A 23,846-nucleotide genomic window follows, 5' to 3' on the forward strand; every position below is an offset into this window, starting at 1 on the left:
TGCCGAGGCTGGGCGGATTGAAAGGGAGTCAACCATGAACCATCTCAACACCGCTGTGCGCTCCGATGGCCAGGGCTCATTGATCCGATGAGCCTACGTAAAGGATCTATCCGTGCCCTCGGGCTGTGCTGTTTCAGTCCCCTGGTGTTCGCCGCCGATGTGCCAGGAAGCCAGGATTTACCGGCAGTGTCACGTCAGGTCGACTCACAGATCGTCGACTACCGCCCCGCCGAAGAGAAGGAACGCATCTACCCGATGGGCGCGATCCGCAAGATCAGCGGCCAACTGCGTTACGAAGGGCAGGCCACCGCCCGTGGGCACGCCACGGCGATTACCTATGAACTGCCTGCCGAGCACACCTCCAGTGCCGCGTTTACCGCTACGCGTGAAGCGTTGCAGGCGAAGGGCGCGCAGCTGTTGTTCTGGTGCCAGGCCCGCGATTGCGGCGAAAGCAGCCTGTGGGCCAATGAAGTATTCGGCAACGCCAAGCTCGTCGGTGCCGATGGCCAACAGGAATACCTGCTGCTGCGCCTGGCCGCCCCGCAGGACAACTCCCTGGTGGCGCTGTACGGCATCACCCGTGGCAATCGCCGCGCCTACCTGCATGTGGAACAACTGGACGCCAACGCGCCGCTGGGCAACCTGGTGCCCACCTCGGCGACCCTGCTGCGCGAGTTGAAAAGCACCGGCGAGCTGGATTTCCCAGCGCTCGGCGGCGACCCTGACGACACCTGGCTGACCCTGATTTCCCGTGGGTTGAACCTTGACGCCACCTTGCGCGTCAGCCTGACCGGCCCGAATGCCGAAGCCTGGCGCCAGGCCCTGGTCGACAAAGGTGTGCGCGCCGCGCGCATGGAAACCGGCACCGCTGAAACCAAAGGCCTGCACCTGCATCTGATACGCTGACCGTCACAAGGCGAACGGACCCGCGCCGTTCGCCTAAGCTCTCTTCCTACAGCCTTCCTCTAGAGATACTCCATGCTCAATAACGATCGCCTGCTGGTGCAAATCCTGCTGCTGGTGCTGTTCGGTGCCAGCTTCTGGGTGATGGCGCCGTTCTGGTCGGCGCTGTTCTGGGGCGCGGTGCTGGCGTTTGCCAGTTGGCCGTTGATGGTCCTGCTCACCCGCTGGCTGGGTGGGCGTGAATCCCTGGCCGCCGGTATCCTCACGTTGTGCTGGATGTTGCTGGTGGCATTGCCGCTGGTGTGGCTGGGTTTCAACCTCGCGGACCATGTGCGCGATGCCACGGCATTGATCAAGGATATCCAGGTCGATGGCCTGCCGGCGGCACCGACCTGGCTCGGCTCGATCCCGTTTGTCGGCGAACGGCTGGTGGCAATGTGGGACAGCATCGACCAGCAGGGCGCGGCCTTGATGGTCAGCATCAAGCCGTACCTGGGGCAGGTCGGCAATTGGCTGCTGGCGCGCAGTGCACAGATCGGTGGTGGCATCCTGGAACTCACCCTGAGCCTGGTCTTCGTGTTTTTTTTCTATCGGGACGGGCCGCGCCTGGCCATGTTCGTCCATCGCCTGCTGGAGCGCTTGATCGGCGACCGCGCCGGCTACTACATCGAACTGGTGGCGGGGACGGTCCAACGGGTGGTCAACGGCGTGATCGGCACCGCCGCCGCCCAGGCCGTGCTGGCGCTGATTGGTTTCCTGATCGCCGGCGTCCCAGGTGCGTTGGTGCTGGGTATCGTCACCTTCCTGCTCAGCCTGATCCCCATGGGCCCGCCGCTGGTGTGGATCCCGGCCACCGCCTGGCTGGCCTGGAAGGGCGACTACACCTACGCGGTTTTCCTTGGCGTGTGGGGCACCTTCATCATCAGCGGCGTGGACAACGTGCTCAAACCCTACCTGATCAGCCGTGGCGGCAACCTGCCGCTGGTGATTGTGCTGCTCGGGGTGTTCGGCGGCTTGATTGCCTTTGGTTTCATCGGCCTGTTCATCGGCCCGACCTTGCTGGCGGTGGCCTACAGCTTGTTGATGGATTGGAGCGCGACCCAGGCCCAGGGGCGCCGTGAAGACAAGCCGCTGTAACGGTGGTGTGAGGGCTCATGGAGGTGTGGGCTGTCTGTGGCGAGGGGTTGGATTTCAGGTCCTCGGTAACCACATCACCGCAGTCAACCCACCGCCTGGGGTTTCCTCAAGCTCCAGTCGACCGCCGAGGCGTTCCGCCGCCTCCTTGGAAATCGTCATGCCCAGGCCGACCCCGCCGGAATTGCGATTGCGTGAGCCTTCCAGCCGATAGAACGGCTCGAACACCGCCTCGCGTTTGTCTGCCGCAATTCCCGGCCCGTGGTCGATAACGCGAATGACCAAGGCTTCACGGCTGTCTTGCAGTTCGATGCGCGCAGTACCGGCATAACGCAAGGCATTGTCGATCAGGTTGTTGAGGCAGGAACGCAGGGCCATCGGCTGCACCTGCAAGGGCACGCAGCTGCCGGCGAATTGCACATCGCAGCCTTGGTCCTGGGCGTTCTCGCTCATCGACTCCACCAACGCCTGCACATCCAGCCAATGCCGGGTTTCGCTGGTGCGTTGTTCGTGCAGGTAGCTCAGGGTGGCGTCGAGCATGCCGATCATGTCGTCCAGGTCCTGGCGCATCTGGCCCTGCAGCTTGGTGTCTTCGATCTGTTCCAGGCGCAGCTTGAGGCGTGACAGCGGGGTGCGCAGGTCATGGGAGACGGCACCGAGCATGCGCGCACGTTGGCTGACCTGTTCGCGGATACGCCGTTGCATCAGGTTGAAGGTCGACGCCGCTTGCTGAGCCTCCCGCGGTCCCGATTCGTCGAGGGGCGGGCTGTCGAGGTCCAGGCTCAAGCGCTCGGCGGCGTCGCTGAGGCGCTGGATCGGTCGGCTCAACAGTTTGGCACCGTACCAGGCGGCGATAATCAGCGAGACGAATTGAAACGTCAGGGGCACCACCGGGCCGCCAAACCAGGGGCGATGGTGCTCCTTGCGCAGCGGCACCAGCCTGCCGTCCGGCTGCTCGATAAACTGTTCAGACGGTGGGGGGGGCGGTTGGCCGTAATGGTGGAACCAGAAGAACGCCAGCGCATGGGCCAGCACGATAGCCACCAGCAACACGCCGAACAGCCGACCGAACAGCGTGTTGAAGGGGGCACGCATCAACCGATATCCCGCGCATCGAACAGGTAGCCTTCGCCCCGCACCGTCTTGATCAGTTGCGGCGCCTTGGGATCATCGCCGAGTTTTTGCCGCAGGCGCGAGACCAGCAAGTCGATGCTGCGGTCAAAGGCTTCGATCGAGCGACCACGGGCGGCATCCAGCAATTGCTCGCGGCTGAGTACCCGGCGCGGGCGCTCGATAAACACCCACAGCAGGCGGAATTCGGCGTTGGACAGCGGCACTACCAGGCCATCATCCGCCACCAGCTGGCGCAATACGCTGTTGAGGCGCCAGTTGTCGAAGCGGATATTGGCACGCTGTTCGGTGCGGTCATCGCGCACCCGGCGCAAGATGGTCTGGATACGCGCCACCAGCTCACGGGGTTCGAACGGCTTGGACATGTAGTCGTCGGCGCCCAGCTCCAGGCCGATGATGCGGTCGGTGGGTTCGCAGCGGGCGGTGAGCATCAGGATCGGGATATCCGATTCCGAGCGCAGCCAGCGGCACAGCGACAGGCCGTCCTCGCCAGGCAGCATCAGGTCGAGCACCACCACGTCAAAGGTTTCGGCTTGCATGGCCTGGCGCATGGTCGTGCCATCGGTCACGCCGGTGGCGAGGATACCGAAGCGTGCCAGGTAGTCGATCAGCAGTTCGCGGATCGGCACATCGTCGTCAACAATCAGCGCGCGGGTGTTCCAGCGCTTGTCATCGGCGATCACCGCGCCTTTTTGCTCGTCGTTCACAGGGGCGGAAGGGGTCTGCATAGTGTGATCATCTGCCTGGTTGTTGCGGTCAGCATAGGCGCCCAGCCACATGGCTGGAAGTGCTGGTCGGTGGGTCGTGCGAGCGAGGCTAGCGGTGGGGCGTGTTGGGGGCATGTCGTGAATGTATCTGCTTTGAAACAATTGCCCAAAAAATACCCGCTCAAGGGCGGTTGGGCAGTATTTACCGATCATCGGATCCCGCAACGGCGCTGCGTGCGCTACAATCCGCGCCGATTTCGACTTGCCTGAGAGCCCATTCCAATGTCCGTCTGCCAGACGCCTATCATCGTCGCCCTGGATTACCCCACCCGTGACGCCGCACTGAAGCTGGCTGACCAGTTGGACCCGAAACTGTGTCGGGTCAAGGTCGGCAAGGAGCTGTTCACCAGTTGCGCCGCGGAAATCGTCGGCACCCTGCGTGACAAAGGTTTCGAGGTATTCCTCGACCTGAAATTCCACGACATCCCGAATACCACCGCCATGGCGGTCAAGGCCGCCGCCGAAATGGGCGTGTGGATGGTCAACGTGCACTGCTCCGGTGGCCTGCGCATGATGACGGCCTGCCGTGAAGTGCTGGAACAGCGCAGCGGCCCTAAACCTTTGCTGATCGGTGTGACCGTGCTGACCAGCATGGAGCGCGAGGATCTGGCCGGTATCGGCCTGGATATCGAGCCTCAGGAGCAGGTGCTGCGTTTGGCCGCCCTGGCGCAGAAAGCCGGCCTTGATGGCTTGGTGTGTTCGGCGCTGGAAGCCCAGGCGTTGAAGACTGCGCATCCATCGCTGCAACTGGTGACTCCGGGGATTCGTCCGGCGGGGAGCGCCCAGGATGATCAGCGCCGTATCTTGACCCCGCGTCAGGCGCTGGACGCGGGTTCGGATTACCTGGTGATTGGGCGTCCGATCAGCCAGGCGGCGGATCCGGCCAAGGCGTTGGCTGACGTGGTCGCCGAAATCGCCTGATTGTCAAAGGTGGGAGGGGGCAAGCCCCTCCCACATTCAGATCTCCACCCTCTAGATCTATCGCTTGTCAGCTGACCTTGAGCACCAGCTTTCCGAAGTTCTCGCCGTTGAACAACTTCATCAGCGTCTCCGGGAACGTTTCCAGCCCCTCCACGATGTCCTCCTTGCTCTTGAGCTTGCCCTGCGCCATCCAAGCGGCCATTTCCTGGCCGGCGGCGGCGAAATTTGCGGCGTGATCCATCACGACAAAACCTTCCATGCGCGCGCGATTGACCAGCAGTGACAAGTAGTTGGCCGGGCCCTTCACGGCTTCCTTGTTGTTGTATTGGCTGATGGCACCGCAAATCACCACGCGGGCCTTCAACGCCAGGCGGCTGAGCACCGCGTCGAGGATATCGCCACCGACGTTATCGAAATACACGTCCACACCTTTGGGGCATTCGCGTTTGAGTGCGGCGGGTACGTCTTCGCTTTTGTAGTCGATGGCGGCGTCGAAGCCCAGTTCGTCCACCAGGAACTTGCACTTGTCGGCGCCGCCAGCAATGCCCACCACGCGGCAGCCTTTGATCTTGGCGATCTGGCCAGCAATGCTGCCTACGGCGCCGGCTGCGCCCGAAATCACTACGGTTTCACCGGCCTTGGGCGCGCCGGTGTCCAGCAGTGCGAAGTAAGCGGTCATGCCGGTCATGCCCAAGGCAGACAGGTAACGGGGCAGGGGCGCGAGTGTCGGGTCCACCTTATAGAAGCCGCGTGGCTCGCCGAGGAAGTAATCCTGCACGCCCAAGGCGCCGTTGACGTAGTCGCCGACCGCGAATTTCGGGTTGTTCGAGGCAATCACCTTGCCCACGCCCAGCGCACGCATCACTTCACCGATGCCGACCGGCGGAATATACGACTTGCCTTCATTCATCCAGCCACGCATGGCCGGGTCGAGGGACAGGTATTCATTGCGCACCAGCACTTGGCCGTCCTGGGGGGTACCCACCGGTACTTCCTGGTAGGTGAACGTCTCCCGGGTGGCCGCGCCGACCGGGCGCTTGGCGAGCAGGAATTGGCGGTTGGTCTGGGCGGTCATGGCAGCGACTCTTCTGGAAATGAACCTGAAGTGATAGACCTTGAACGGGTAGAGGGCAAGGTTCACCGAGGGCGCGAATGCCGTTCGATAGACAGTGCTGATAATCGGGTAGTGGGTCTTATCACTGCGATTCATGCAGCGCCAACCGGCCTTTTGATAGTGCTGACGCGCCCGGCGCGGCGTTGGCTAGACTCGACCCACTGCTATTCCCCCAATAGGACATCTTCTTTATGAGCATGACTTTTTCCGGCCAGGTCGCTCTGGTAACGGGTGCCGCCGCCGGTATCGGCCGCGCTACCGCGTTGGCGTTCGCCGCCGAAGGCTTGAAGGTCGTGGTCGCCGACCTGGATGCGGCGGGCGGCGAGGGCACCGTTGCCTTGATTCACCAGGCCGGCGGCGAAGCGCTGTTTGTGCGCTGCAACGTCACGCTGGAGGGGGAGGTGCAGCAATTAATGGCCCAGACCCTCGCCGCCTATGGCCGCCTGGACTATGCCTTCAATAATGCCGGGATCGAGATCGAGAAGGGTAAGCTGGCTGACGGCAGCCTGGATGAGTTCGACGCGATCATGGGCGTCAACGTCAAAGGCGTGTGGTTGTGCATGAAGCACCAATTGCCGCTCTTGCTGGCCCAGGGCGGCGGCGCGATTGTCAACACCGCGTCGGTCGCGGGGCTGGGCGCTGCGCCGAAGATGAGCATTTATGCTGCGTCCAAACATGCGGTGATCGGCCTGACCAAATCGGCGGCCATCGAGTATGCGAAGAAGAAAATCCGCGTCAACGCGGTGTGCCCGGCGGTGATCGATACCGATATGTTCCGGCGTGCCTATGAAGCCGACCCACGCAAAGCCGAATTCGCTGCCGCCATGCACCCGGTCGGGCGCATTGGCAAGGTCGAGGAAATCGCCAGTGCGGTGCTGTACCTGTGCAGCGACGGTGCGGCATTTACCACCGGCCAGGCGTTGGCGGTGGACGGTGGCGCGACGGCGATCTAGGACCTCACGTCGCTCTCCATTCGAAAACGTTTGGGGGGCTGTGGGGCTTTTCCATAGCTGGCAGTGTGCCCTGTCAGAATGTGTATCATTAGGTAAATAATCCAATAGAATCAATACTTTAATAAAACTTGGCGACGGGTCGACAAGGGCTTCTGTGCTTAACTGTTCCGGGTTGAATAACAGACAGTTGAAGTGAGTGGCGCATGGATTTAGGGATCGATCGACAAGCCCTTGTACCGGTGGTGCAGCAGATCATCAGCGCAGTGGCGCAATGGATTCGCACGAGTGGGGCGAGCCCTGGCACACGCTTACCGTCCATCCGCCAGGTGGCCCTCGATAACCTGCTCAGCCAGTCCAGCGTCATTGAGGCGTTCGAGCGGATGGTCGCCCAGGGCTTGCTGGTGTCCAAGCAGGGGGCAGGTTTCAGGGTGGCCCAGCCGCCGCAGGCGCACGAAGGCCAGTGGTACGAAGGTGCTGAGCGGGAATGGGGGGCTTTCGCCGATAACCCATTGGGCGAGCTCAAGCTGGGTTGCGGCTGGTTGCCGGATGCCTGGCGCGAAAGTGATGACATCAGTTACGCGATTCGTGAAGTCACCCGTACCGACACCGCCGGGCTGTTCAACTACAGCCCCCCATTGGGTCTGCCGGCGTTGCGTGAGCAACTGCTCAAGCGCCTGGCCCAGGCGCATATTGCCAGCAGCGTTGACCGTATCCTCACCACCGCAGGCGCCAGCCATGCCCAGGACTTGCTGATACGCACACTGCTCAAGGCCGGTGATTGCGTGGTGGTCGAAACGCCGGGGTACGGCAACCTCTATCGGCAACTGGCATTCCACGGTGTGCAGTTGCTGGAAGTGCCGCGCACGCGGGGTGGCCCGGACATTCCTGCACTGGAAACCCTGCTGCAGCGGCATCGGCCCAAATGCCTGTTTATCAACAGCCTGTATCACAACCCGACCGGCTCCAGCCTGTGTCGCGAGGTGGCGGAGCGCTTATTGGCGCTGGCGCACCGGGAGAACTTCCTGATTATCGAAGAGGACGTGTTCGGCGACCTGCAACACGCCAGCTGCACGCGGCTGTCGGCAATGCCGCATGATGATCGGGTGATCTACGTCGCGAGCTTTTCCAAGACCCTGAGCAGCGCCTTGCGCGTGGGCTATCTCAGTGCCAGTACGGCGATCATCACTCAATTGACGAGCCTCAAGACGTTGACCGGCTTCGGCACCTCGCGGTTTGCTGAAGCGGTGGTGGCCACGCTGCTGGCTAATGGCACCTATCGTAAGTGGGTGCAACGCTTGCGCAAGCGCTTGAGTATGGAAATGGCGGCGACCTTGCAAGTGCTGGAAGACGAGGAGTGGGAGGTGTTCGCCACTCCCGCCGGCGGTATGTTCTTGTGGGCGCGGCCTGGGCAGGCGGATCAATCACGGCTGCAGGCGTGTGCCCGGCGTCTCGGGGTGTTGTTATCGCCGGGTGCGTTGTTCAGCCCGACCAGCGAACCCAGTGAGTGGCTACGCATCAATGTGGCCTATGCTGCTGATCAACGGGCTTTGGCATTGTTCCGCGCCATGGGACCCGCCAGATCGACCTCGAGCATTCTGAAAACGACGAACCTGTAGCTTTTTGCCATTATTGTGGCGCCAACGACTTGTGCTCAGGGCCTTGTGGTTGCCAATCTCGCCGATGTAAACCGGGCTCGATGGCAATTGCCATTGCAAGAGGATTCAAGTGCAATGATTTCGGCCGTGCAACGACAATTCGCCAACCTCGGTATGGCAAAAAAACTGGGCTTGGGCTTCACCCTCGTGCTGCTGTTGACGGCCTTGGTCGCGGCGATCGGCGTGTGGTCCCTGCAAACCGTTGGCCAGCGTTTCGAAGGCCTCAAGGTCATGTCGTCGCTCAACAGTGGCTTGCTCAAGGTGCGCCTGATCGAGCAGAACTATGCGTTGCATGCCGACCCCAAGGACGTCGACGCGCTGCATGAAAGTGTCGATGCCTTGGCGGCCCTCGCCGCCAGCCTCAAAGCCGAATCGGCCGCCAACGTGCCGGTCATGGCCGAGGTGGAACAGGCCCTGGCCGCTTACCGCAAGGCGTTCGATGAGTTTGTCGAATTAACCCAGACCAAGGACCTTGCGTTGGAAATGGCCAGTTGGTCGGTGTCCAGCGTGGCCAATAACCTCGACGTATTGCAGGCCGGGCTGGCAGACGACGGTGCTTATGGCCTTAAGGAAAGCCAGGGCAAGGAAGGTGCCGAGTTTATCGAGCAGGCGGGGCAGGTCAGCCAGGTGTCGCGGCTGATGCTGCAAGCCATGAACGAAGCTCACGTACGCCTGGACCAGAGCCGCAAGGCGGACCAGGAGGACGCCGAGCAAGGCAAGATCGAGCAGGCTGACCAGGCGCTGGCTCAGGTTGAGCAACTGAAGACCTCGGTCAAGGACTCCGGCTACCAGACTGTGCTTAACGAAGTGGCTGTGCATATCGCCGCGTTCAGCGAGAAGCTCGGTGAGTACACCGGCCTGCTGGCGCAGGAGAAGGTGGTCTACACGCAATTGCATGATCGGGCGGAGCAAGTGGTCGGCCGGGTCAACCAGGCCTATGCCGCCGAAGACCTGTCGATGCAGGCGCAGTTGAAGAAAAGCGCGATGCTGATCATCGGCTCTTCGGCCCTGGCCTTGCTGGTGGGGTTGATTGCAGCGTGGGTGATTACCCGGTTGATCGTCGCGCCGCTGCGCAGTGTGATCGCCGTGGCCCAGCAGATTGCCGCCGGTGACTTGAGCGGGCGCATGGAGGTCAGCCGCCGCGATGAAATCGGCCAGTTGATGCAGGCAATGCAACAGATGGGCAACGGCCTGAGCCAGATGGTCAGCGGTCTGCAAGCCGGTATCGAGCAACTGGCCAGCTCGGCGCATTCCTTGTCCAGTGTGACAGAGCAGACCAACGTCGAAGTCAGCAGCCAGAAAGAAGAAACCGAGCAGGTTGCCACGGCGATGAACCAGATGACCGCCACAGTGCACGATGTGGCGCGCAACGCCGAGGAGGCTGCGCAGGCCGCACAGACGGCGGACGACAAAGTCGACAGTGGCCAACAGGTGGTGCGCCAGAGTTTGCAGCGCATCGAGTTGCTGGCCACCTCCAGCACACGCGCCAGCGCGAGCATCGAGAGCCTGAGCACCGAGATCCAGCATATCGGCACCGTGTTGAGTGTGATCAAAAGCGTGGCCGAACAGACCAACCTGCTGGCCCTCAACGCCGCTATCGAAGCCGCGCGTGCCGGCGAGCAGGGGCGCGGTTTTGCGGTGGTGGCCGATGAGGTGCGGGCCTTGGCCAAGCGCACCCAGCAATCCACCGAAGAGATCGAGCGGCTGGTCAGCACCTTGCGCAGCGCGGCACAGTCATCGGTGCAGCAGATCCAGCAAAGCGGTGAGCTGGTGAAACTGGCGGTGAGTGATGCGCTGGAAACCGAAAGTGCCCTGGGCAGCATCGCGGTGGCGGTGTCGTTGATCCAGCAGATGAACCAGCAGATTGCGGCGGCGGCCGAGCAGCAAAGCTCGGTGGCCGAAGAGATCAACCGCAGCGTCACCAGTATCCGTGCCAGTGCCGATCAGTCGGCGCTGAGCATGCAGGGCAACGCCGCGTCGAGTATTCAACTGGCGCAGTTGGGGGCCGAGCTCAAGGGGATGGTGGGGCACTTCCGCCTGTGATCACCGCGCCTGCGCAGTGATCACAGGGGAGGGTGGTCAGGCGTGGTTGGCGAGAAAGGTCAGCAGGGCTTCGTTGACGAAGTCCGGGTTTTCCCTGGCGCTGATATGCCCGGCTTGCGGGATCAGGATCAGGCTGCAACCAATCAGTTCGGCCATTTCCTCGGACTCGGCGGGTGGGCGCGGTTTGTCCTGTTCGCCGCACATCACCAGTGTGGTGTCAGCGTCCAGGCGTGGCAACTGCTCCAGCACAGCCTCGCGGCTGAAGATCAAGCGGCCCAGGGGCACGATGCTCTCCAGTAGGCGCTCTTTGGAGTAGCCCTGCAATTGTTTGCGGAAGTCCTGGTACAGCGCGGATTCGCGGTCGATGCCCGGGCGGAAGAAGATCGGTGCGATCACGTCCAATAAAGGCTCAGGGATGGCGCCGGCATCTTCAATCATCTTGAACAGTGAGAAATAGTACTGGCGCGTGGCCTCGGGCTCGGCGCCCAGGTACGTGTCCATCAGCACCAGGCTGTTGATCCGCTCGGGTGCCCGCAGTGCCAGGCGTGCGCCCCACATGCCGCCGACCGAGAGCCCCACCAGGTTGATCTGTGCGATGTCCAGATGGTCCAGCAGGGCCAGGGTCTGGCGCGCAAGGTCATCGAGGGAGTGAGTTTGCGTCGGCAACGGGCCTGATTCGCCATGCCCCCATAGCTCGGGCACGATCACACGGTACTGTTGCGAAAGGGCTTCGATCTGCGGCGCCCACATGTCGCGGTCCCACAGGTAACTTGAGCCCAATAGGACGACGGGGCCGGAACCCTGGTCGACGTAGTGCAGCGGTTGTCCATCAATGACGGCGACAGGCATAGCAGGCCTCTGACTTCATGGAGTGAGGGGCACTTTTTTACGCTAGTCGGGGGCGGGGGGATAGGTGCAAAGTGATGGCATGTGGTGAACTGTGTTCGCCAGATGGGCAGCGAGGGAGCTTGCTCCCGCTGGCGGCCTGGCAGACGACCGCCATCTAACGGTTAGGCCGCGATTCAAATGTGGGAGGGGGCTTGCTCCCGATAGCGGTGTGTGAGTCGATTCATCAGGTGACTGATTCAGCGCCATCGAGGCCTCGGTATCTACACAGTTCTGGGTATGACGCTGGACCTGTGGCGAGGGAGCTTGCTCCCGTGGCGGCCTGACAGCCGAGCGCCATCTAACTGTTAGGCTGCGATCTTAATGTGGGAGGGGGCTTGCCCCCGATAGCGGTGTGTCAGTCGATTCATCAGGTAACTGATTCAACGCCATCGGGGCCTCGGTATCTACACAATTCTGGGTATGGCGCTGGACCTGTGGCGAGGGAGCTTGCTCCCGTGGCGACCTGACAGCTGACCGTCATCTAACTGTTACCCCGCGATCCAAATGTGGGAGGGGGCTTGCTCCCGATAGCGGTGTGTCAGTCGATTCATCAGGTAACTGATTCAACGCCATCGGGGCCTCGGTATCTACACCACTCTGGGTATGGCGCTGGACCTGTGGCGAGGGAGCTTGCTCCCGTGACGGCCTGACGGCTGACCTGGATGTTGGATCAGACAGGGTACATATCCGTTATTCAGGTAACGGCCACTATGGGTTCCGCTTTTACAGCGGCTCACTTTTGAAGAGCGCAAAAGTAAGCAAAACGCTCTTGCCCCAACACTCGGCACCTCGCTCACGCTCGGTGTGCCCGTAATCCGACAGGTATTTGGGGGGCCGCCGCCACGCGCCATCCATGGCGCGGGGCGGCTAAACCGGCATCCCTGCCGGTTTACCCCCCAAATCCCTGTCGAATTCCGGCCAGCGTGTTTGACGGGGCGCCTGAGATCAAAAGCGAGACCAAGAGCAAGAGCAAGAGCAAGAGCAAGATCAAGATCACGATCAAGAGCGGCTCGCTTCGCATCGTGGTTAGCGTTGGTTGCTACAGCGTTGTGTAGATACCTATGTATAAGGAGAGGGGCATCAGTCGTAGATGACTTTCTTCTTCCACTCGGCGTCGGCGTCGACCACTTTGAGGCCTTCGGTCAGTTCGTTGACTTCGTCTTCGGCCGGCTTGCTGTTGGTCAGTACCGTGGAGTTGGCGCGGGCCAGTTGGCCTTCCAGCTGTTGCAGCTGTGCGCTGTAGATGACCGGTTCAGGCTGTTTGCGCAGGTACTGCACGCCACGTTCGAAGGCCAGGCGCGCCTGGCCTGGCTGGCCTTGTTGCAGGGCGTGTTGGCCGAGGTTGTTGAAGAACTCGATATGCAGCAACACCAGGATATGGCGGATTTCCTTGATCCAGTGCTTGGCTTCGTTGGCCGGCAGGAAACCATCTTGTGCGGCGCGGGTGACCTGGCCATGCAGGGCTTCGAGCAGGAAGCGCACGTCCTTGGCCTTGGCTTCGGTCTGGATCGGCGCGGGTGGGTTGTTCACCGGGATCGATTCGCCCTGAGCCACCAGTGTATTGAGTTCGGCGATGCGGGCCTTGATGGGGGCGCTGGTTTTGTTGAGGTTCAACAGGCGCTGGTTGACGTTGAGTTCCAGTCGGGTCAGCAACAACTTGAGCGCCGGGGACATCAACTGGCCGGGGAAGGTCTCGGTGATTTCACCGCAACGGCGCAGGCGATCGTTAAGCTCGATCTCGGTGCGCTTCTTTTCCAGCTTGTTGTTTTCCACCACGTGGTTCATATAGCCAATGGCGATCAGTATTACGATCCCGGCTATTACCAGCAGGGTGATCATGAGTGGTGTCACCGGTGTGACCTCTTTATAGGGTTTACAGTGGAGTGTAGTGACTGGGCCATCCGGCGGATAGGGCTGATCGACCAGTTGCCCAGGTAGTTTGCTTCTCTATAGATAGGCGTCCGTTACATGGATGCACATTGCCATCATTTGTCGGAGCGAACTATAGCGCCTTGTCGGACGCCAGAATATAGGCGCCAAAGCCTGGGCGGGCACAATCCTCCCATAAGCCCGGAAAGCAGGGCGAAGTCATTGATTTAAATAAATTTATCCTTGGGGGTTGACGACCTTTCAATCCATCCATAGAATGCGCGCCACTTACAGCGTAAAGCACACAGCGAAACGCGGTAGGGAGTGAATGTTGTACGTGTGTCCCCTTCGTCTAGTGGCCTAGGACACCGCCCTTTCACGGCGGTAACAGGGGTTCGAGTCCCCTAGGGGACGCCAATATGCGGGAATAGCTCAGTTGGTAGAGCACGACCTTGCCAAGGTCGGGGTCGCGAGTTCGAGTCTCGTTTCCCGCTCCAAATTTAAGCGGTATTGCCTTCGGGTGGTACTGAGTGAAACCAGGGCATAATCTTCGGATTTAATCTCTGGACACTGAAATACACACCATGTATTTCAGTTGTGTGTCCCCTTCGTCTAGTGGCCTAGGACACCGCCCTTTCACGGCGGTAACAGGGGTTCGAGTCCCCTAGGGGACGCCATTTGCGGGAATAGCTCAGTTGGTAGAGCACGACCTTGCCAAGGTCGGGGTCGCGAGTTCGAGTCTCGTTTCCCGCTCCATATTCAACGAAAACGCCGATCAGTGATGATCGGCGTTTTTGTTTGCGTGGGATTTATGCCGGCCGAAAAAAGCCCGCCATCGCGGCGGGCTCATTCGGCTATCAGAGCTTCGGCAACTGCCCGATACGCCCCATCATTTCAGTAACGATCTGCAGGTCCAGCAAGAACTGGTCGACGGTCTTGAACTCTTTATTGGTGTGGCCGGTGTACTTAACGTCGAGCCTGGCCAGGCCGAACTGCACGCCATTGGGCAGGTCATGCACGGAAGTTGAGCCGGCAGAGGCGCCGAATTTTCGCTGCATGTCGAGGTTTTCGCTGGCGACGTCCAGCAACGCCTTGACCCACTCACCCTCAGGGTCGCGGAGCATCGGTTCGGTCATCAAGTAGTCCAACTCCATTGCAATGGCGTTCTTCGTGCTCCAGGCGCCCAACTTGTCGGCAATCTCGGCTTTCAGCACGTCCAAGCGTTTTCCCTTTGGTACGCGTAGGTTGACCATCAGCGTGAAGGTCTTTTCATCCATGCCGATAAAGGTCAGTGATGTAGTCAGAGGCCCCATGAATGCATCCGAAAAGCCAATACCCAGTTTGCCTCCCAGATAATCCAGCCCCCAGTTGTCGGCAGCGTAGCGCGCGGCATCGGAAATATGGTTTTGCTTGAGTGCGATGTTCCCGTCCAGGCTGTGGATGAAGCCCAACATCCTGGCGACGGGGTTCACACCGGATTCGGGTTCTGATGAATGCGCAGACACGCCGGTAACGGTCAGTTGGACTTCCTTGCCGACGACTTGGGCGATTATGTTGAAATTATCGCCATTGCGCCTCGCATAGTCGTTACCCGCCTTTTGCAGGCGGGCTGCCAAGTCAATCGGATTTTCCCCCACCAGTATGGCAACCGAGGTCAGCGGGATCTGGTTGGCGGCGAGGCCTCCGGTCATGGAGATGATTTCGGCGCCGTCGCCCTGTGCAGTACGTCGGGCAAAGTTCGCGGTGACAGTGCCATAGCCTTTTTCGGCAATGACCACCGGATAACCGCCATCCAGAGCCACGTTGTAGTGGGGCGTCGGGTTGCGTTCAAAGTAGTAGGCGATTGCATCGCCGGCGATTTCCTCAGTGGTATCGACCAGCAGCTTGAAGTTTCTCGCCAGCGGTAGCCGCTCCTCCTGGATGACCTTCATGGCGTAGAGCGCCACCACGATGCCATTCTTGTCGTCCTCCGTGCCTCGGCCATACAAGCGGTTGCCGACCTGGGAGACCTTGAAGGGGTCGAGCCGGGTGCCGTCTTCCAATACCCAGTCTTGCGGGTTGGCAGGCACGACGTCGGCATGCGCGTGAATGCCCACGATTTCATCGCCGGCGCCGTTGAGCGAGACCTCGAAAACGCGGTTGTCGATGTTGCGAAAGGAGAGGTTGAATGATTCTGCCAACGTCTTGAGTGTGTTGCCCATCTTGATGAATTCGGGGTTATCGTGCTGGGCAACACCCTCCACACGAAAGGTCGGAATGGCCACCAGTTCGCGCAGGGTGCCCATGGCGGCGTCGCCGTACTTCAATCGGGCATAGAGGCCAAGCAGGCGATGAATCTGGTTTTGCTGCGCGGTGGAAAGTGCCTTGCCGTCAAGGAAACCGCTGATTGCCGCGCCGAGGTCGCTGCTCATGGGGGGGGCACTCACGCCCAGCTGTCTCAGGAATTCACGGAAGTCAGTGGGCGATGTCTCGCTGAAGTGCGTGAGGATGGCGCGGCTTTGTTGCGGGGAAATATTGGCCTGTACGGGCAGGGTGAATGCTGCAAGGGGGACTAGCAGGGCAGCGATGAGCAGGTGCTTAAGTGATGACTTCATTGTTGTGGCACTCCTATCTTCGTAGGCAGTTGAGATTGCCTGCCGAAGCTAACACCGTGAGGTAGAAGGAGAGCTGCTCAAAACAAAATGAGATATTTCCTACGAGCGTCTTACCCATGCAAAAACGCCGCTCGGTCACGGGCGGCGTTTTTGTGTGTGCGCAGCCAGGCAGCCAACGCGATGGACCCGCCAGGACGGCGGATCCGAGGGGGCTCAGAGCTTCGGCAATTGCCCGATGCGGCCCATCATTTCGGTAACGATCTGCAGGTCCAGCAAGAACTGGTCGACGGTCTTGAACTCGTTGTCGGTGTGCCCGGTGTATTTCACTTCCGGGCGCGCCAGGCCGAATTGCACGCCGTTGGGCAATTCATGCACGGAGGTCGCACCGGCCGAAGTGCCGAACTTGTGTTCCATGCCCAGGTTTTCGCTGGCCACCGCCAATAGGGCTTTGACCCATTCACCTTCCGGGTTGCGGTACATCGGCTCGGCGACCGAGTAGGTGAAGTCCACGTTGACCTTGGTTTTCTTGTCCCAGGCGCTCAGTTTGTCGGCAATCTCGGCCTTGAGCTTTTCCGGGGATTTTCCCTTCGGCACGCGCAGGTTCACCGCCAGCTTGAACGCTTTGTCATCCAGGCCGACAAACGTCAGCGAGGTGGTCAGCGGGCCCATGAACGCATCGGAAAAGCCCACGCCCAATTTACCGCCCAAGTAATCCAGCCCCCAGTTGTCGGACGCATACCGTGCGGCATCGGTGATGTGGTTGTGCTTGAGGGCGATCTTGCCGTCGAGGCTGTGGATCAGCTCCAGCATGCGCGATACCGGGTTGACTCCGGATTCCGGCTCGGACGAGTGAGCGGACACGCCGGTGACCGTCAGTTTGACGTGCTTGCCGTCGACCTTGGCGGCGACTTCAAAATCACCGCCGTTGCCTTTGGCATATTCAGTCCCGGCCTTTTGCAGGCTGGCGGCCAATTCCGCAGGCTTGTCGCTTACGAACGTGGCAACGGATGCCGACGGAATCTGGTTGGTCGCCATGCCACCGGTCATCGAGATGATTTCCGCGCCTTTGCCTTCACCCTTGCGCCGCGGGAACGTCGCCATCACCGTGCCGTAGCCTTTCTCGGCAATCACCACCGGGTAGCCACCGTCCAGTGCCAGGTTGTACTGCGGTGTCGGGTTCTTTTCGAAGTAATAGGGAATGGCGTCGCCGGAGGTTTCCTCGGTGGTGTCCACCAGCAGCTTGAAGTTGCGCGCCAGCGGCAGCTTCTCTTCCTTGATCACCTTCATGGCATACATGGCCACCACGATGCCGTTCTTGTCATCCTCGGTGCCCCGGCCGTACATGCGGTCGCCGATCAGCGTGACTTTGAACGGGTCCAGTTGGGTGCCGTCCTTCAGCACCCAATTCTCCGGTGTCACCGGCACCACATCGGCGTGGGCGTGGATGCCGACGACTTCGTCGCCGCTGCCTTCCAGGGAGATTTCGTACACGCGGTTATCGATATTGCGGAAGTTCAGGTTAAAGGCCTTGGCCAAGTCCTGGATCTTGCCGGCGATCTTGATGAATTCCGGGTTTTTGTACTGTGGTAGACCGTCCACGTTAAAGGTCGGGATTTCCACCAGCTCGCGCAGCGTCTCAGTGGCGGCCTTGCCGTATTTCACTCGGGTGTAGATGCCCAGCAGGCGATTGATTTCGTTCTGCTGGTCGGCGCTCAAGGATTTGTTATCAAGGAAGGCACTGATCGCTGGGCCCACATCGCTGGTTTTGCCCAGATCGCCCTTGGCCAGGGTACCGAGGAAACCCCGAAAGTCGGTGACGGACGTTTCGTTGAAACGCTTGATGATTGCCGTGCTTTGCTCTGCGGTGATGTTGGCGAAAGCGGGGCTGGTGATGGCTGAGAGGCTCGCCGCGAACAGGGTGGCCGCGGCCAGTTGCTTGAGTGGAAAGTGCATTGCTGGAGGCATTCCTTTGCAGGTGGTGGGTAGGGTGTTTCTGATCGAACTGTCAGAAATATTTCCACACACTACCACTCTGAAGGAAAGGGGTGGGAGATCTGAATGAGGGAAATATCCTACTTTTCATGCGAAAACGCCGTTCATTACGAACGGCGTTTTTACCGCTTACTGTGGCACCCGATACAAGGTCTGCTTGAATGTTCCATCGGGCTGTGGCTCGGAAGTTACCGACGACAAGGGAGGCACACGCCTGGCAGCGCATCAGCCTTTCCCTGGGAGGGCTCGCTCATCACACACAGATAAGGTGTCGTCTCAGTCGATCTCGTAGCGCACCGACAGCGCACCCTTTTTCTCCGACATCGCTAGGATGCTGACGCGGCCCAGCTCGCCCAATGTTTGCACATGAGTTCCGCCGCAGGCGTACGCGGGGAGTTCGCCGAAGCCTACTTGGCGGGTGCCGTCTTCCAGGTTCATGTGGCGCGGGTAGTCTGCGGCGATCCATTGGTTGACCTGTTGCTGGATCGTCTCGGCCTCCATCGCCTGCGCGGCTTCGCCACGGATGAAGGTGATCTTGCCTTCGCCGGGCCAGTGATGGGCTTTGATCGGCATCCAGCCCAAGGTTTCACCCACGTTGCCGATCAAATGCCCGGCAGAATGCAATCGGCTGTGCAACGCACGGCGCTGTTCATCGACCCGGGCTGTGATTGGGCCGGGCTCCAGCGGGCGGTCGACGTAGTGCACCACGCGATCGGCTTCCTGGGTCACGCGCAGCACCGAACTCTCACCGAGCCAACCAGTATCGAAAGGTTGCCCACCGCCCTGTGGGTGAAAAATCGTCGACTGCAGGATGACCGCAAACTGGCCCTCATGGGGTGTGCAACTCAGCACTTCCAGCTCGGCAGTCAGGTGGTCGTGGGTGAAAAACAGGCGCTCGGTCATGATCTACATCCGCATCAGGGTTCTGCGGGCAGTATAAATAGTGCGTACATCGGTGATAATCCACTCAACTATCAATGGACCTGTGCACCATGAGCATCAATCTACCGTTGTCGCTGTTGGGCGAAATGGCGATTTTCGTCAACGTGGTGGAAGCCGGCAGCTTCTCCGAGGCCGCTCGGCAGATGGGCGCGTCGCCTTCATCGGTGAGTCGCAGTATCTCGCGCCTGGAGAAGGCCCTGGCGACACGGTTGCTGCAGCGCACCACGCGCAAGTTGCGCCTGAGCGAGGGCGGGGAAGAGGTGTTCAAGCGTTGCCAGGAGATGGTCAACGCCGCGCGTTCGGTGATGGAGATCAGCGGCCAGTTCAATCATGAAGCCGAAGGGCTGGTGCGGGTCAGCGTGCCCAAGGCGGTGGGGCGATTCGTGGTGCACCCGCATATGCCGGAGTTCCTGCGGCGTTATCCCAAGGTGGACGTGCAGCTGATTCTGGAGGATCGGCAGGTGGACATGATTGATGACAATGTCGACCTCAGCATCCGCATCACTGACAGCCCGCCGCCGGGTTTGGTCGGTCGGCAGTTGTTGCCCATCGAGCATCTGTTGTGTGCAACGCCGCAGTATTTGTCGGAGCACGGTACGCCGAGCCACCCCCATGATTTGCTGGAACACAGTTGCATCTATCTGGGAGAAACGCCGGGGGATTCCCGCTGGAAATTTCGCCAGGCCGGTAAGGCTGTGACGGTCTCAGTGCGCGGGCGGTATGCGGCGAACCACACCGGTGTGCGGCTGGATGCGGTGTTGCAGCATGTGGGGATTGGCAGCTTGCCGTACTTTACGGCGCGGCATGCATTGGAGGAGGGGCGGTTGGTGCAGGTGTTGCCGGGGTGGGACTTTATTGCGTCTTACCATGGCGAGGCGTGGTTACTGCATTCACCCTCGCGGTATTTGCCGCCGAAGTTGCGGGTGTTTATCGATTATCTGGTGGAGTGTATGGCGCGCGAACCGACACTGCGTGGGGTGAGCGGGCTTGTCGAATCGTCGCACGGCCCGCGCTGGGGTTCGAAGCGGCCCTAGAACAGGCAACTGAGATCTGACTAGGTGTTGGCAATGGGGCTGCTACGCAGCCCAGCGCGGGGCAAGCCCGCTCACTGCAGTAAGCCGCGACGTGATGTTCTGCTGATCAGTGCTTGCTCTGGTCGTCCGGCATGGCCAGCAGCTGTTTTTCCTGGTTCCAGTCGAACGGTTCGTCGTTCTGTTCGGCTTCGAAACGACGCTCTTCCAGGGCCTGGTACAGGTCCAGTTCTTCATCGGGCATGAAGTGCAGGCAGTCACCACCAAAGAACCACAGCAGGTCGCGCGGCACCAGGTGGGCAATTTGCGGGTAGCGCAGGATGACCTGGCTCATCAGGTCCTGGCCCAGGTACTGGCTTTCGATCGGGTCGATCGGCAGCAGGGCGCGCAATTCGTCGAAGCGCTCCAGGAACAGCGAATGGCTTTCCTCGGGCACCTGTTCGGCTTCGCCGACGGCAACCAGGATGCTGCGCAAATGGTCGAGCAAGACGAGATGATCGGCAACGACGTTGGACACGAGAGAAGTCCTCTAAAGCAAAAACGGGCGCGAGAGTATATGCCTCTCGCGCCCGTATTTATATGACCGCCTGTATCAGCGGACTTTACCCTCAGCCTGGGTCAGCTCTTCCTTGCTGAAATCATCCACGTCGATCACCTTGCGCCGCGCTGCTTCAGCATCACGCAGGGTTTGCGCTTCGGTGGGTTGCAGCACGCCGGCGTGCAGTGCCGCATCGATGGCGTGTTCCCCAGCCGTCGGTTTGACCTGGCCGCTTTTGAGCGCGCTGTGCAGTTTCTTCTGCAGCGGATGGCTGGCGCCGAGCAGGTCGTAGGCATGTTGCAGGGCGCCCACCGGGTCCTCCGCGGACTGCGGGCGGTAGCAGCCGGCCAGCAACTCTTCCAGGGTCGGATCGCCTTTGGCGCGGCCGATCACCGCCGCCACTTCGGCATCCAGCGCATCGGACGGCCCGGTATGGCGACGCCCGAACGGGAACACGATGACCCGCAGCAGGCAGCCCAGTACCTTGTTCGGGAAGTTGCTGAGCAGTTCATCCAGGGCACGTTCCGATTCGCCGAGGCTTTCTTCCATGGCCCAGGCGAACAGCGGTTCCAGATGGTCCGGTGAATCCAGGTCGTGATAACGCTTGAGTGCCGCCGAGGCCAGGTACATATGGCTCAGCACATCACCCAGGCGTGCCGACAGGCGTTCGCGGCGCTTCAACTCGCCACCCAGCAGCATCATGCTCAAGTCGGCCAGCAGCGCGAACGCAGCAGCCTGACGGTTGAGTGCGCGGAAATAACCCTGGCTCAAACGGTTGCCCGGCGCCTTCTCGAAATGACCCACGCCGAGGTTCAGCACCAAGGTGCTGGCGGCGTTGCTCACGGCGAAGCCGACGTGTTGCATCAACAGGCCATCGAATTCCTTCAGCGCCTGATCATGGTCTTCGCGACCGGCCAGGGCCATTTCCTTGAGCACGAACGGATGGCAACGGATCGCGCCCTGGCCGAAGATCATCAGGTTGCGCGAGAGGATATTCGCGCCTTCAACGGTGATGAAGATCGGCGCGCCTTGCCAGCTGCGACCCAGGTAGTTGTTCGGGCCCATGATGATGCCCTTGCCGCCGTGCACGTCCATGGCGTGGCTGATGCACTCGCGACCGCGCTCGGTCAGGTGGTACTTGAGGATCGCAGACAGCACCGAGGGTTTTTCCCCCAGGTCCACGGCATTGGCAGTGAGCATGCGCGCACTGTCCATCAGCCAGGCGTTGCCGCCAATACGCGCAAGCGCTTCCTGGATACCCTCGAAGGCCGACAGAGGCACATTGAATTGCTCGCGCACCTGGGCGTATTGGCCGGTCACCAGGCTGGTGAACTTGGCCGCGCCGGTGCCGACCGCAGGCAGGGAAATCGAACGGCCCACGGAGAGGCAGTTCATCAGCATCATCCAGCCCTTGCCGAGCATTTCCTGGCCGCCGATCAGGAATTCCAGGGGAATGAACACATCCTTGCCGGAATTGGGACCGTTCATGAACGCGGCGCCCAGGGGCAGGTGGCGACGGCCGATTTCTACACCCGGGGTGTCGGTCGGGATCAGCGCCAGGCTGATGCCCAGGTCTTCCTCTTCGCCCAGCAAGTGGTCTGGGTCATGGGCCTTGAAGGCCAGGCCCAGCAGGGTCGCGACCGGGCCGAGGGTGATGTAGCGTTTTTCCCAGTTCAGGCGCAGGCCGAGGGTTTCCTTGCCTTCCCATTCACCTTTGCAGATCACGCCGGTGTCGGGCATGGCGCCAGCATCGGAGCCGGCCAGCGGGCCGGTGAGGGCAAAGCAGGGGATGTCATCGCCACGGGCCAGGCGTGGCAGGTAATGGTTGCGCTGTTCGTCGGTGCCGTAGTGCAGCAGCAGCTCGGCCGGGCCGAGGGAGTTGGGCACCATCACGGTCGAGGCCAGGTCGCCGCTGCGGGTGGCGAGCTTCATCGCGACCTGGGAGTGGGCATAGGCGGAGAAGCCCTTGCCGCCATATTCCTTGGGAATGATCAGGGCGAAGAAACCGTGAGTCTTGATGTGTTCCCAGGCAGCGGGCGGCAGGTCCATGGCCTGGCCGATTTCCCAGTCGCTGACCATGGCACAGAGTTCTTCGGTCGGGCCGTCGATAAACGCCTGTTCTTCTTCGGTCAGTTGGACCTTGGGGTAGGCCAGCAACTTGTCCCAATCGGGGCGACCACTGAACAGCTCGCCGTCCCACCACACGGTGCCGGCGTCGATGGCGTCGCGCTCGGTCTCGGACATCGGCGGCAGGACTTTCTGGAACCAACTGAACAGCGGCTTGGTGAAGTATTGGCGGCGCAGGTCGGGGAGCAGCAGCGGCGCGGCGACAACGGCAATCAACACCCAGAAGATCAGCAGCAGCCAACCCGGTGCGTGGCTCCAGGCACCCATCGCCAGCAGATAGACAGCCACCACGCCCAGGGCGGGCAGGGGGGCGACGCGGCGGTGCGCGAGGTAGGCAATGCCGACCACCAGAACCAGTATCCACAACAACAGCATATTCAATCCTCCGTGAAACCAGGGGCGAAACCACCAGGGAGCTTAGTCGGCATCCGAGCAAGCGGGGTGATCAGGGTGTTACAAGTTGTACTGGGAGCACCTGGCAGCAGGCGCCGACATTTGGCCGAATCGTCGTTATCTCTGTGGCAGACCTGTCGTTAAACTCCAGGCTTCCCCCGGAGATCACGCTCATGGATACGTACCTGAGTCCCAGCCGCTTCATCGATAGTGACCACCCTGCGGTGGTGGAGTTCGCCGAAAAACATCGCGGAACCCGCGCGGCTGCAAGTGACCAGGCAGTCAGCCTTTACTATGCCGTGCGTGAGGCGATTCGCTACAACCCCTACACCTTCAGCCGTGATCCCGACACCTTGAACGCCAGCTTCGCCCTGGCCACCGGCGAAAGCTATTGTGTGCCCAAGGCCACCTTGCTTGCCGCATGCGCCCGCCACTGCGGTATCCCGGCGCGCATCGGCCTAGCGGACGTGCGCAATCATTTATCGACGCCGCGCCTGCTCGCCTTGCTCAAGAGTGATGTGTTCGCCATGCACGGCTACACCGAACTGTACCTGCATGATCGTTGGGTCAAGGCCACGCCCGCGTTCAACCAGCAACTGTGCGATGTGTTCGATGTACCGCCGCTGGCGTTCGACGGGATCAACGACAGTGTCTTCCACGCGTTCAACCGCCAGGGCCAGCGTTCGATGGAATACGTCATCGACCACGGGCAATTTCCTGACGTGCCCGAGGCGTTTTTCTTCGCCCATATCCGGCAGTGTTACCCGCACCTGTTTGCCGAGGACATGCCGACCCTGCTGGGTGATCTGCAGAGCGATTTAAGCCGCGCGTGAACCGGCGTATGCTGCTGC

The 23,846-nt window shown here is 60.9% G+C and carries 18 protein-coding genes, 4 tRNA genes and 1 pseudogene; 13 read left to right on the plus strand and 10 right to left on the minus strand.

Going from position 1 to position 23,846, the window contains the following annotated elements:
* Positions 1–87: 87 nt before the first annotated feature.
* Together ACI512_RS13255 and ACI512_RS13260 are read left to right on the plus strand one after the other, a co-directional pair.
* A complete protein-coding gene (locus tag ACI512_RS13255; RefSeq protein ID WP_231809708.1) occupies positions 88–906 on the plus strand; it encodes a DUF4892 domain-containing protein in 819 nt (272 codons plus the stop codon).
* Positions 907–978: 72 nt separating this feature from the next.
* Complete coding sequence (locus tag ACI512_RS13260; RefSeq protein ID WP_012723115.1) at positions 979–2,040, plus strand: AI-2E family transporter; 1,062 nt, start codon at positions 979–981, stop codon at positions 2,038–2,040.
* A 54-nt stretch (positions 2,041–2,094) separates the two neighbouring features.
* Here ACI512_RS13260 and ACI512_RS13265 read toward each other — a convergent pair whose 3' ends face one another.
* Positions 2,095–3,132 (minus strand): HAMP domain-containing sensor histidine kinase, encoded by a 1,038-nt coding sequence (locus ACI512_RS13265; protein ID WP_236381221.1) that lies wholly within the window; start codon positions 3,130–3,132, stop codon positions 2,095–2,097.
* A complete protein-coding gene (locus ACI512_RS13270) occupies positions 3,132–3,896 on the minus strand; it encodes a response regulator (RefSeq protein ID WP_043206166.1) in 765 nt (254 codons plus the stop codon). The genes ACI512_RS13265 and ACI512_RS13270 overlap by 1 nt, the downstream gene beginning before the upstream one ends.
* Before the next feature lie 261 nt (positions 3,897–4,157).
* Here ACI512_RS13270 and pyrF point away from each other — a divergent pair, with 261 nt between their 5' ends.
* Entirely contained in the window at positions 4,158–4,856 is a 699-nt protein-coding gene (gene pyrF / locus ACI512_RS13275; RefSeq protein WP_012723118.1) for an orotidine-5'-phosphate decarboxylase, read from the plus strand.
* Between the two features lie 67 nt (positions 4,857–4,923).
* Here the strand turns inward: pyrF and ACI512_RS13280 are convergent, their stop codons facing one another.
* On the minus strand, positions 4,924–5,931 hold the full coding sequence (locus tag ACI512_RS13280; RefSeq protein ID WP_064052872.1) for an NADP-dependent oxidoreductase: 1,008 nt from the start codon (positions 5,929–5,931) through the stop codon (positions 4,924–4,926).
* Between the two features lie 230 nt (positions 5,932–6,161).
* On the opposite strand from ACI512_RS13280, the gene ACI512_RS13285 reads away from it, so the two are divergent.
* From ACI512_RS13285 to ACI512_RS13300, 4 genes and pseudogenes are all read left to right on the plus strand, one after another.
* On the plus strand, positions 6,162–6,923 hold the full coding sequence (locus tag ACI512_RS13285) for an SDR family oxidoreductase (protein ID WP_012723120.1): 762 nt from the start codon (positions 6,162–6,164) through the stop codon (positions 6,921–6,923).
* 203 nt (positions 6,924–7,126) lie between these two features.
* Positions 7,127–8,539, plus strand: a complete 1,413-nt coding sequence (locus ACI512_RS13290) for a PLP-dependent aminotransferase family protein (RefSeq protein WP_236383625.1) — start codon at positions 7,127–7,129, stop codon at positions 8,537–8,539.
* A gap of 1,023 nt (positions 8,540–9,562) precedes the next feature.
* Positions 9,563–9,715: pseudogene (locus tag ACI512_RS13295) on the plus strand (HAMP domain-containing protein); the annotation flags it as partial.
* Between the two features lie 201 nt (positions 9,716–9,916).
* On the plus strand, positions 9,917–10,621 hold the full coding sequence (locus ACI512_RS13300; protein WP_370636885.1) for a methyl-accepting chemotaxis protein: 705 nt from the start codon (positions 9,917–9,919) through the stop codon (positions 10,619–10,621).
* 36 nt (positions 10,622–10,657) lie between these two features.
* Here ACI512_RS13300 and ACI512_RS13305 read toward each other — a convergent pair whose 3' ends face one another.
* Both ACI512_RS13305 and ACI512_RS13310 read right to left on the minus strand, forming a co-directional pair.
* A complete protein-coding gene (locus ACI512_RS13305; protein WP_231809705.1) occupies positions 10,658–11,470 on the minus strand; it encodes an alpha/beta fold hydrolase in 813 nt (270 codons plus the stop codon).
* 1,119 nt (positions 11,471–12,589) lie between these two features.
* Complete coding sequence (locus tag ACI512_RS13310) at positions 12,590–13,360, minus strand: hypothetical protein (RefSeq protein ID WP_012723124.1); 771 nt, start codon at positions 13,358–13,360, stop codon at positions 12,590–12,592.
* A gap of 359 nt (positions 13,361–13,719) precedes the next feature.
* Between ACI512_RS13310 and ACI512_RS13315 the strand changes: the two genes are divergently transcribed.
* From ACI512_RS13315 to ACI512_RS13330, 4 genes are all read left to right on the plus strand, one after another.
* Positions 13,720–13,795 (plus strand) — tRNA-Glu (locus tag ACI512_RS13315).
* Between the two features lie 4 nt (positions 13,796–13,799).
* Positions 13,800–13,875: transfer RNA gene (locus ACI512_RS13320), tRNA-Gly, on the plus strand.
* A gap of 104 nt (positions 13,876–13,979) precedes the next feature.
* Positions 13,980–14,055: transfer RNA gene (locus ACI512_RS13325), tRNA-Glu, on the plus strand.
* A 3-nt stretch (positions 14,056–14,058) separates the two neighbouring features.
* A tRNA-Gly gene (locus tag ACI512_RS13330) sits at positions 14,059–14,134 on the plus strand.
* A gap of 101 nt (positions 14,135–14,235) precedes the next feature.
* Here ACI512_RS13330 and ACI512_RS13335 read toward each other — a convergent pair.
* The 3 genes from ACI512_RS13335 to ACI512_RS13345 form a co-directional block, all read right to left on the minus strand.
* Positions 14,236–15,972: a dipeptidase gene (locus tag ACI512_RS13335; RefSeq protein WP_236381750.1), complete on the minus strand. Its 1,737-nt coding sequence runs from the start codon at positions 15,970–15,972 to the stop codon at positions 14,236–14,238.
* A 213-nt stretch (positions 15,973–16,185) separates the two neighbouring features.
* Entirely contained in the window at positions 16,186–17,925 is a 1,740-nt protein-coding gene (locus ACI512_RS13340) for a dipeptidase (protein WP_236381752.1), read from the minus strand.
* 315 nt (positions 17,926–18,240) lie between these two features.
* Entirely contained in the window at positions 18,241–18,867 is a 627-nt protein-coding gene (locus tag ACI512_RS13345) for an alanyl-tRNA editing protein (protein ID WP_236381754.1), read from the minus strand.
* A gap of 89 nt (positions 18,868–18,956) precedes the next feature.
* On the opposite strand from ACI512_RS13345, the gene ACI512_RS13350 reads away from it, so the two are divergent.
* On the plus strand, positions 18,957–19,940 hold the full coding sequence (locus tag ACI512_RS13350; protein ID WP_236381756.1) for a LysR family transcriptional regulator: 984 nt from the start codon (positions 18,957–18,959) through the stop codon (positions 19,938–19,940).
* 106 nt (positions 19,941–20,046) lie between these two features.
* Here the strand turns inward: ACI512_RS13350 and ACI512_RS13355 are convergent, their stop codons facing one another.
* Positions 20,047–20,454: a PA2817 family protein gene (locus ACI512_RS13355; RefSeq protein WP_010211653.1), complete on the minus strand. Its 408-nt coding sequence runs from the start codon at positions 20,452–20,454 to the stop codon at positions 20,047–20,049.
* Between the two features lie 75 nt (positions 20,455–20,529).
* Positions 20,530–22,977: an acyl-CoA dehydrogenase gene (locus ACI512_RS13360; protein WP_405121840.1), complete on the minus strand. Its 2,448-nt coding sequence runs from the start codon at positions 22,975–22,977 to the stop codon at positions 20,530–20,532.
* Positions 22,978–23,168: 191 nt separating this feature from the next.
* On the opposite strand from ACI512_RS13360, the gene ACI512_RS13365 reads away from it, so the two are divergent.
* The gene (locus ACI512_RS13365) at positions 23,169–23,828 is read left to right on the plus strand and encodes a transglutaminase family protein (RefSeq protein WP_012723131.1); all 660 of its coding nucleotides are present in this window, start codon (positions 23,169–23,171) and stop codon (positions 23,826–23,828) included.
* Positions 23,829–23,846 lie beyond the last annotated feature (18 nt).

The sequence above is a fragment of the Pseudomonas petroselini genome (assembly GCF_045037875.1).
Taxonomy (GTDB): domain Bacteria; phylum Pseudomonadota; class Gammaproteobacteria; order Pseudomonadales; family Pseudomonadaceae; genus Aquipseudomonas; species Aquipseudomonas petroselini.

Excerpts from the sequence above, each read along its gene's own strand:
- ACI512_RS13285 (WP_012723120.1), top strand. The coding sequence starts at position 6,162 with ATGAGCATGACTTTTTCCGGCCAGGTCGCTCTGGTAACGGGTGCCGCC.
- ACI512_RS13265 (WP_236381221.1), bottom strand. The coding sequence starts at position 3,132 with ATGCGTGCCCCCTTCAACACGCTGTTCGGTCGGCTGTTCGGCGTGTTG.
- ACI512_RS13300 (WP_370636885.1), top strand. The coding sequence starts at position 9,917 with ATGACCGCCACAGTGCACGATGTGGCGCGCAACGCCGAGGAGGCTGCG.
- ACI512_RS13365 (WP_012723131.1), top strand. The coding sequence starts at position 23,169 with ATGGATACGTACCTGAGTCCCAGCCGCTTCATCGATAGTGACCACCCT.
- ACI512_RS13260 (WP_012723115.1), top strand. The coding sequence starts at position 979 with ATGCTCAATAACGATCGCCTGCTGGTGCAAATCCTGCTGCTGGTGCTG.
- ACI512_RS13345 (WP_236381754.1), bottom strand. The coding sequence starts at position 18,867 with ATGACCGAGCGCCTGTTTTTCACCCACGACCACCTGACTGCCGAGCTG.
- ACI512_RS13280 (WP_064052872.1), bottom strand. The coding sequence starts at position 5,931 with ATGACCGCCCAGACCAACCGCCAATTCCTGCTCGCCAAGCGCCCGGTC.
- ACI512_RS13360 (WP_405121840.1), bottom strand. The coding sequence starts at position 22,977 with ATGCTGTTGTTGTGGATACTGGTTCTGGTGGTCGGCATTGCCTACCTC.
- ACI512_RS13335 (WP_236381750.1), bottom strand. The coding sequence starts at position 15,972 with ATGAAGTCATCACTTAAGCACCTGCTCATCGCTGCCCTGCTAGTCCCC.
- ACI512_RS13350 (WP_236381756.1), top strand. The coding sequence starts at position 18,957 with ATGAGCATCAATCTACCGTTGTCGCTGTTGGGCGAAATGGCGATTTTC.
- ACI512_RS13305 (WP_231809705.1), bottom strand. The coding sequence starts at position 11,470 with ATGCCTGTCGCCGTCATTGATGGACAACCGCTGCACTACGTCGACCAG.
- ACI512_RS13255 (WP_231809708.1), top strand. The coding sequence starts at position 88 with ATGAGCCTACGTAAAGGATCTATCCGTGCCCTCGGGCTGTGCTGTTTC.
- ACI512_RS13290 (WP_236383625.1), top strand. The coding sequence starts at position 7,127 with ATGGATTTAGGGATCGATCGACAAGCCCTTGTACCGGTGGTGCAGCAG.
- ACI512_RS13270 (WP_043206166.1), bottom strand. The coding sequence starts at position 3,896 with ATGCAGACCCCTTCCGCCCCTGTGAACGACGAGCAAAAAGGCGCGGTG.
- pyrF (WP_012723118.1), top strand. The coding sequence starts at position 4,158 with ATGTCCGTCTGCCAGACGCCTATCATCGTCGCCCTGGATTACCCCACC.
- ACI512_RS13340 (WP_236381752.1), bottom strand. The coding sequence starts at position 17,925 with ATGCACTTTCCACTCAAGCAACTGGCCGCGGCCACCCTGTTCGCGGCG.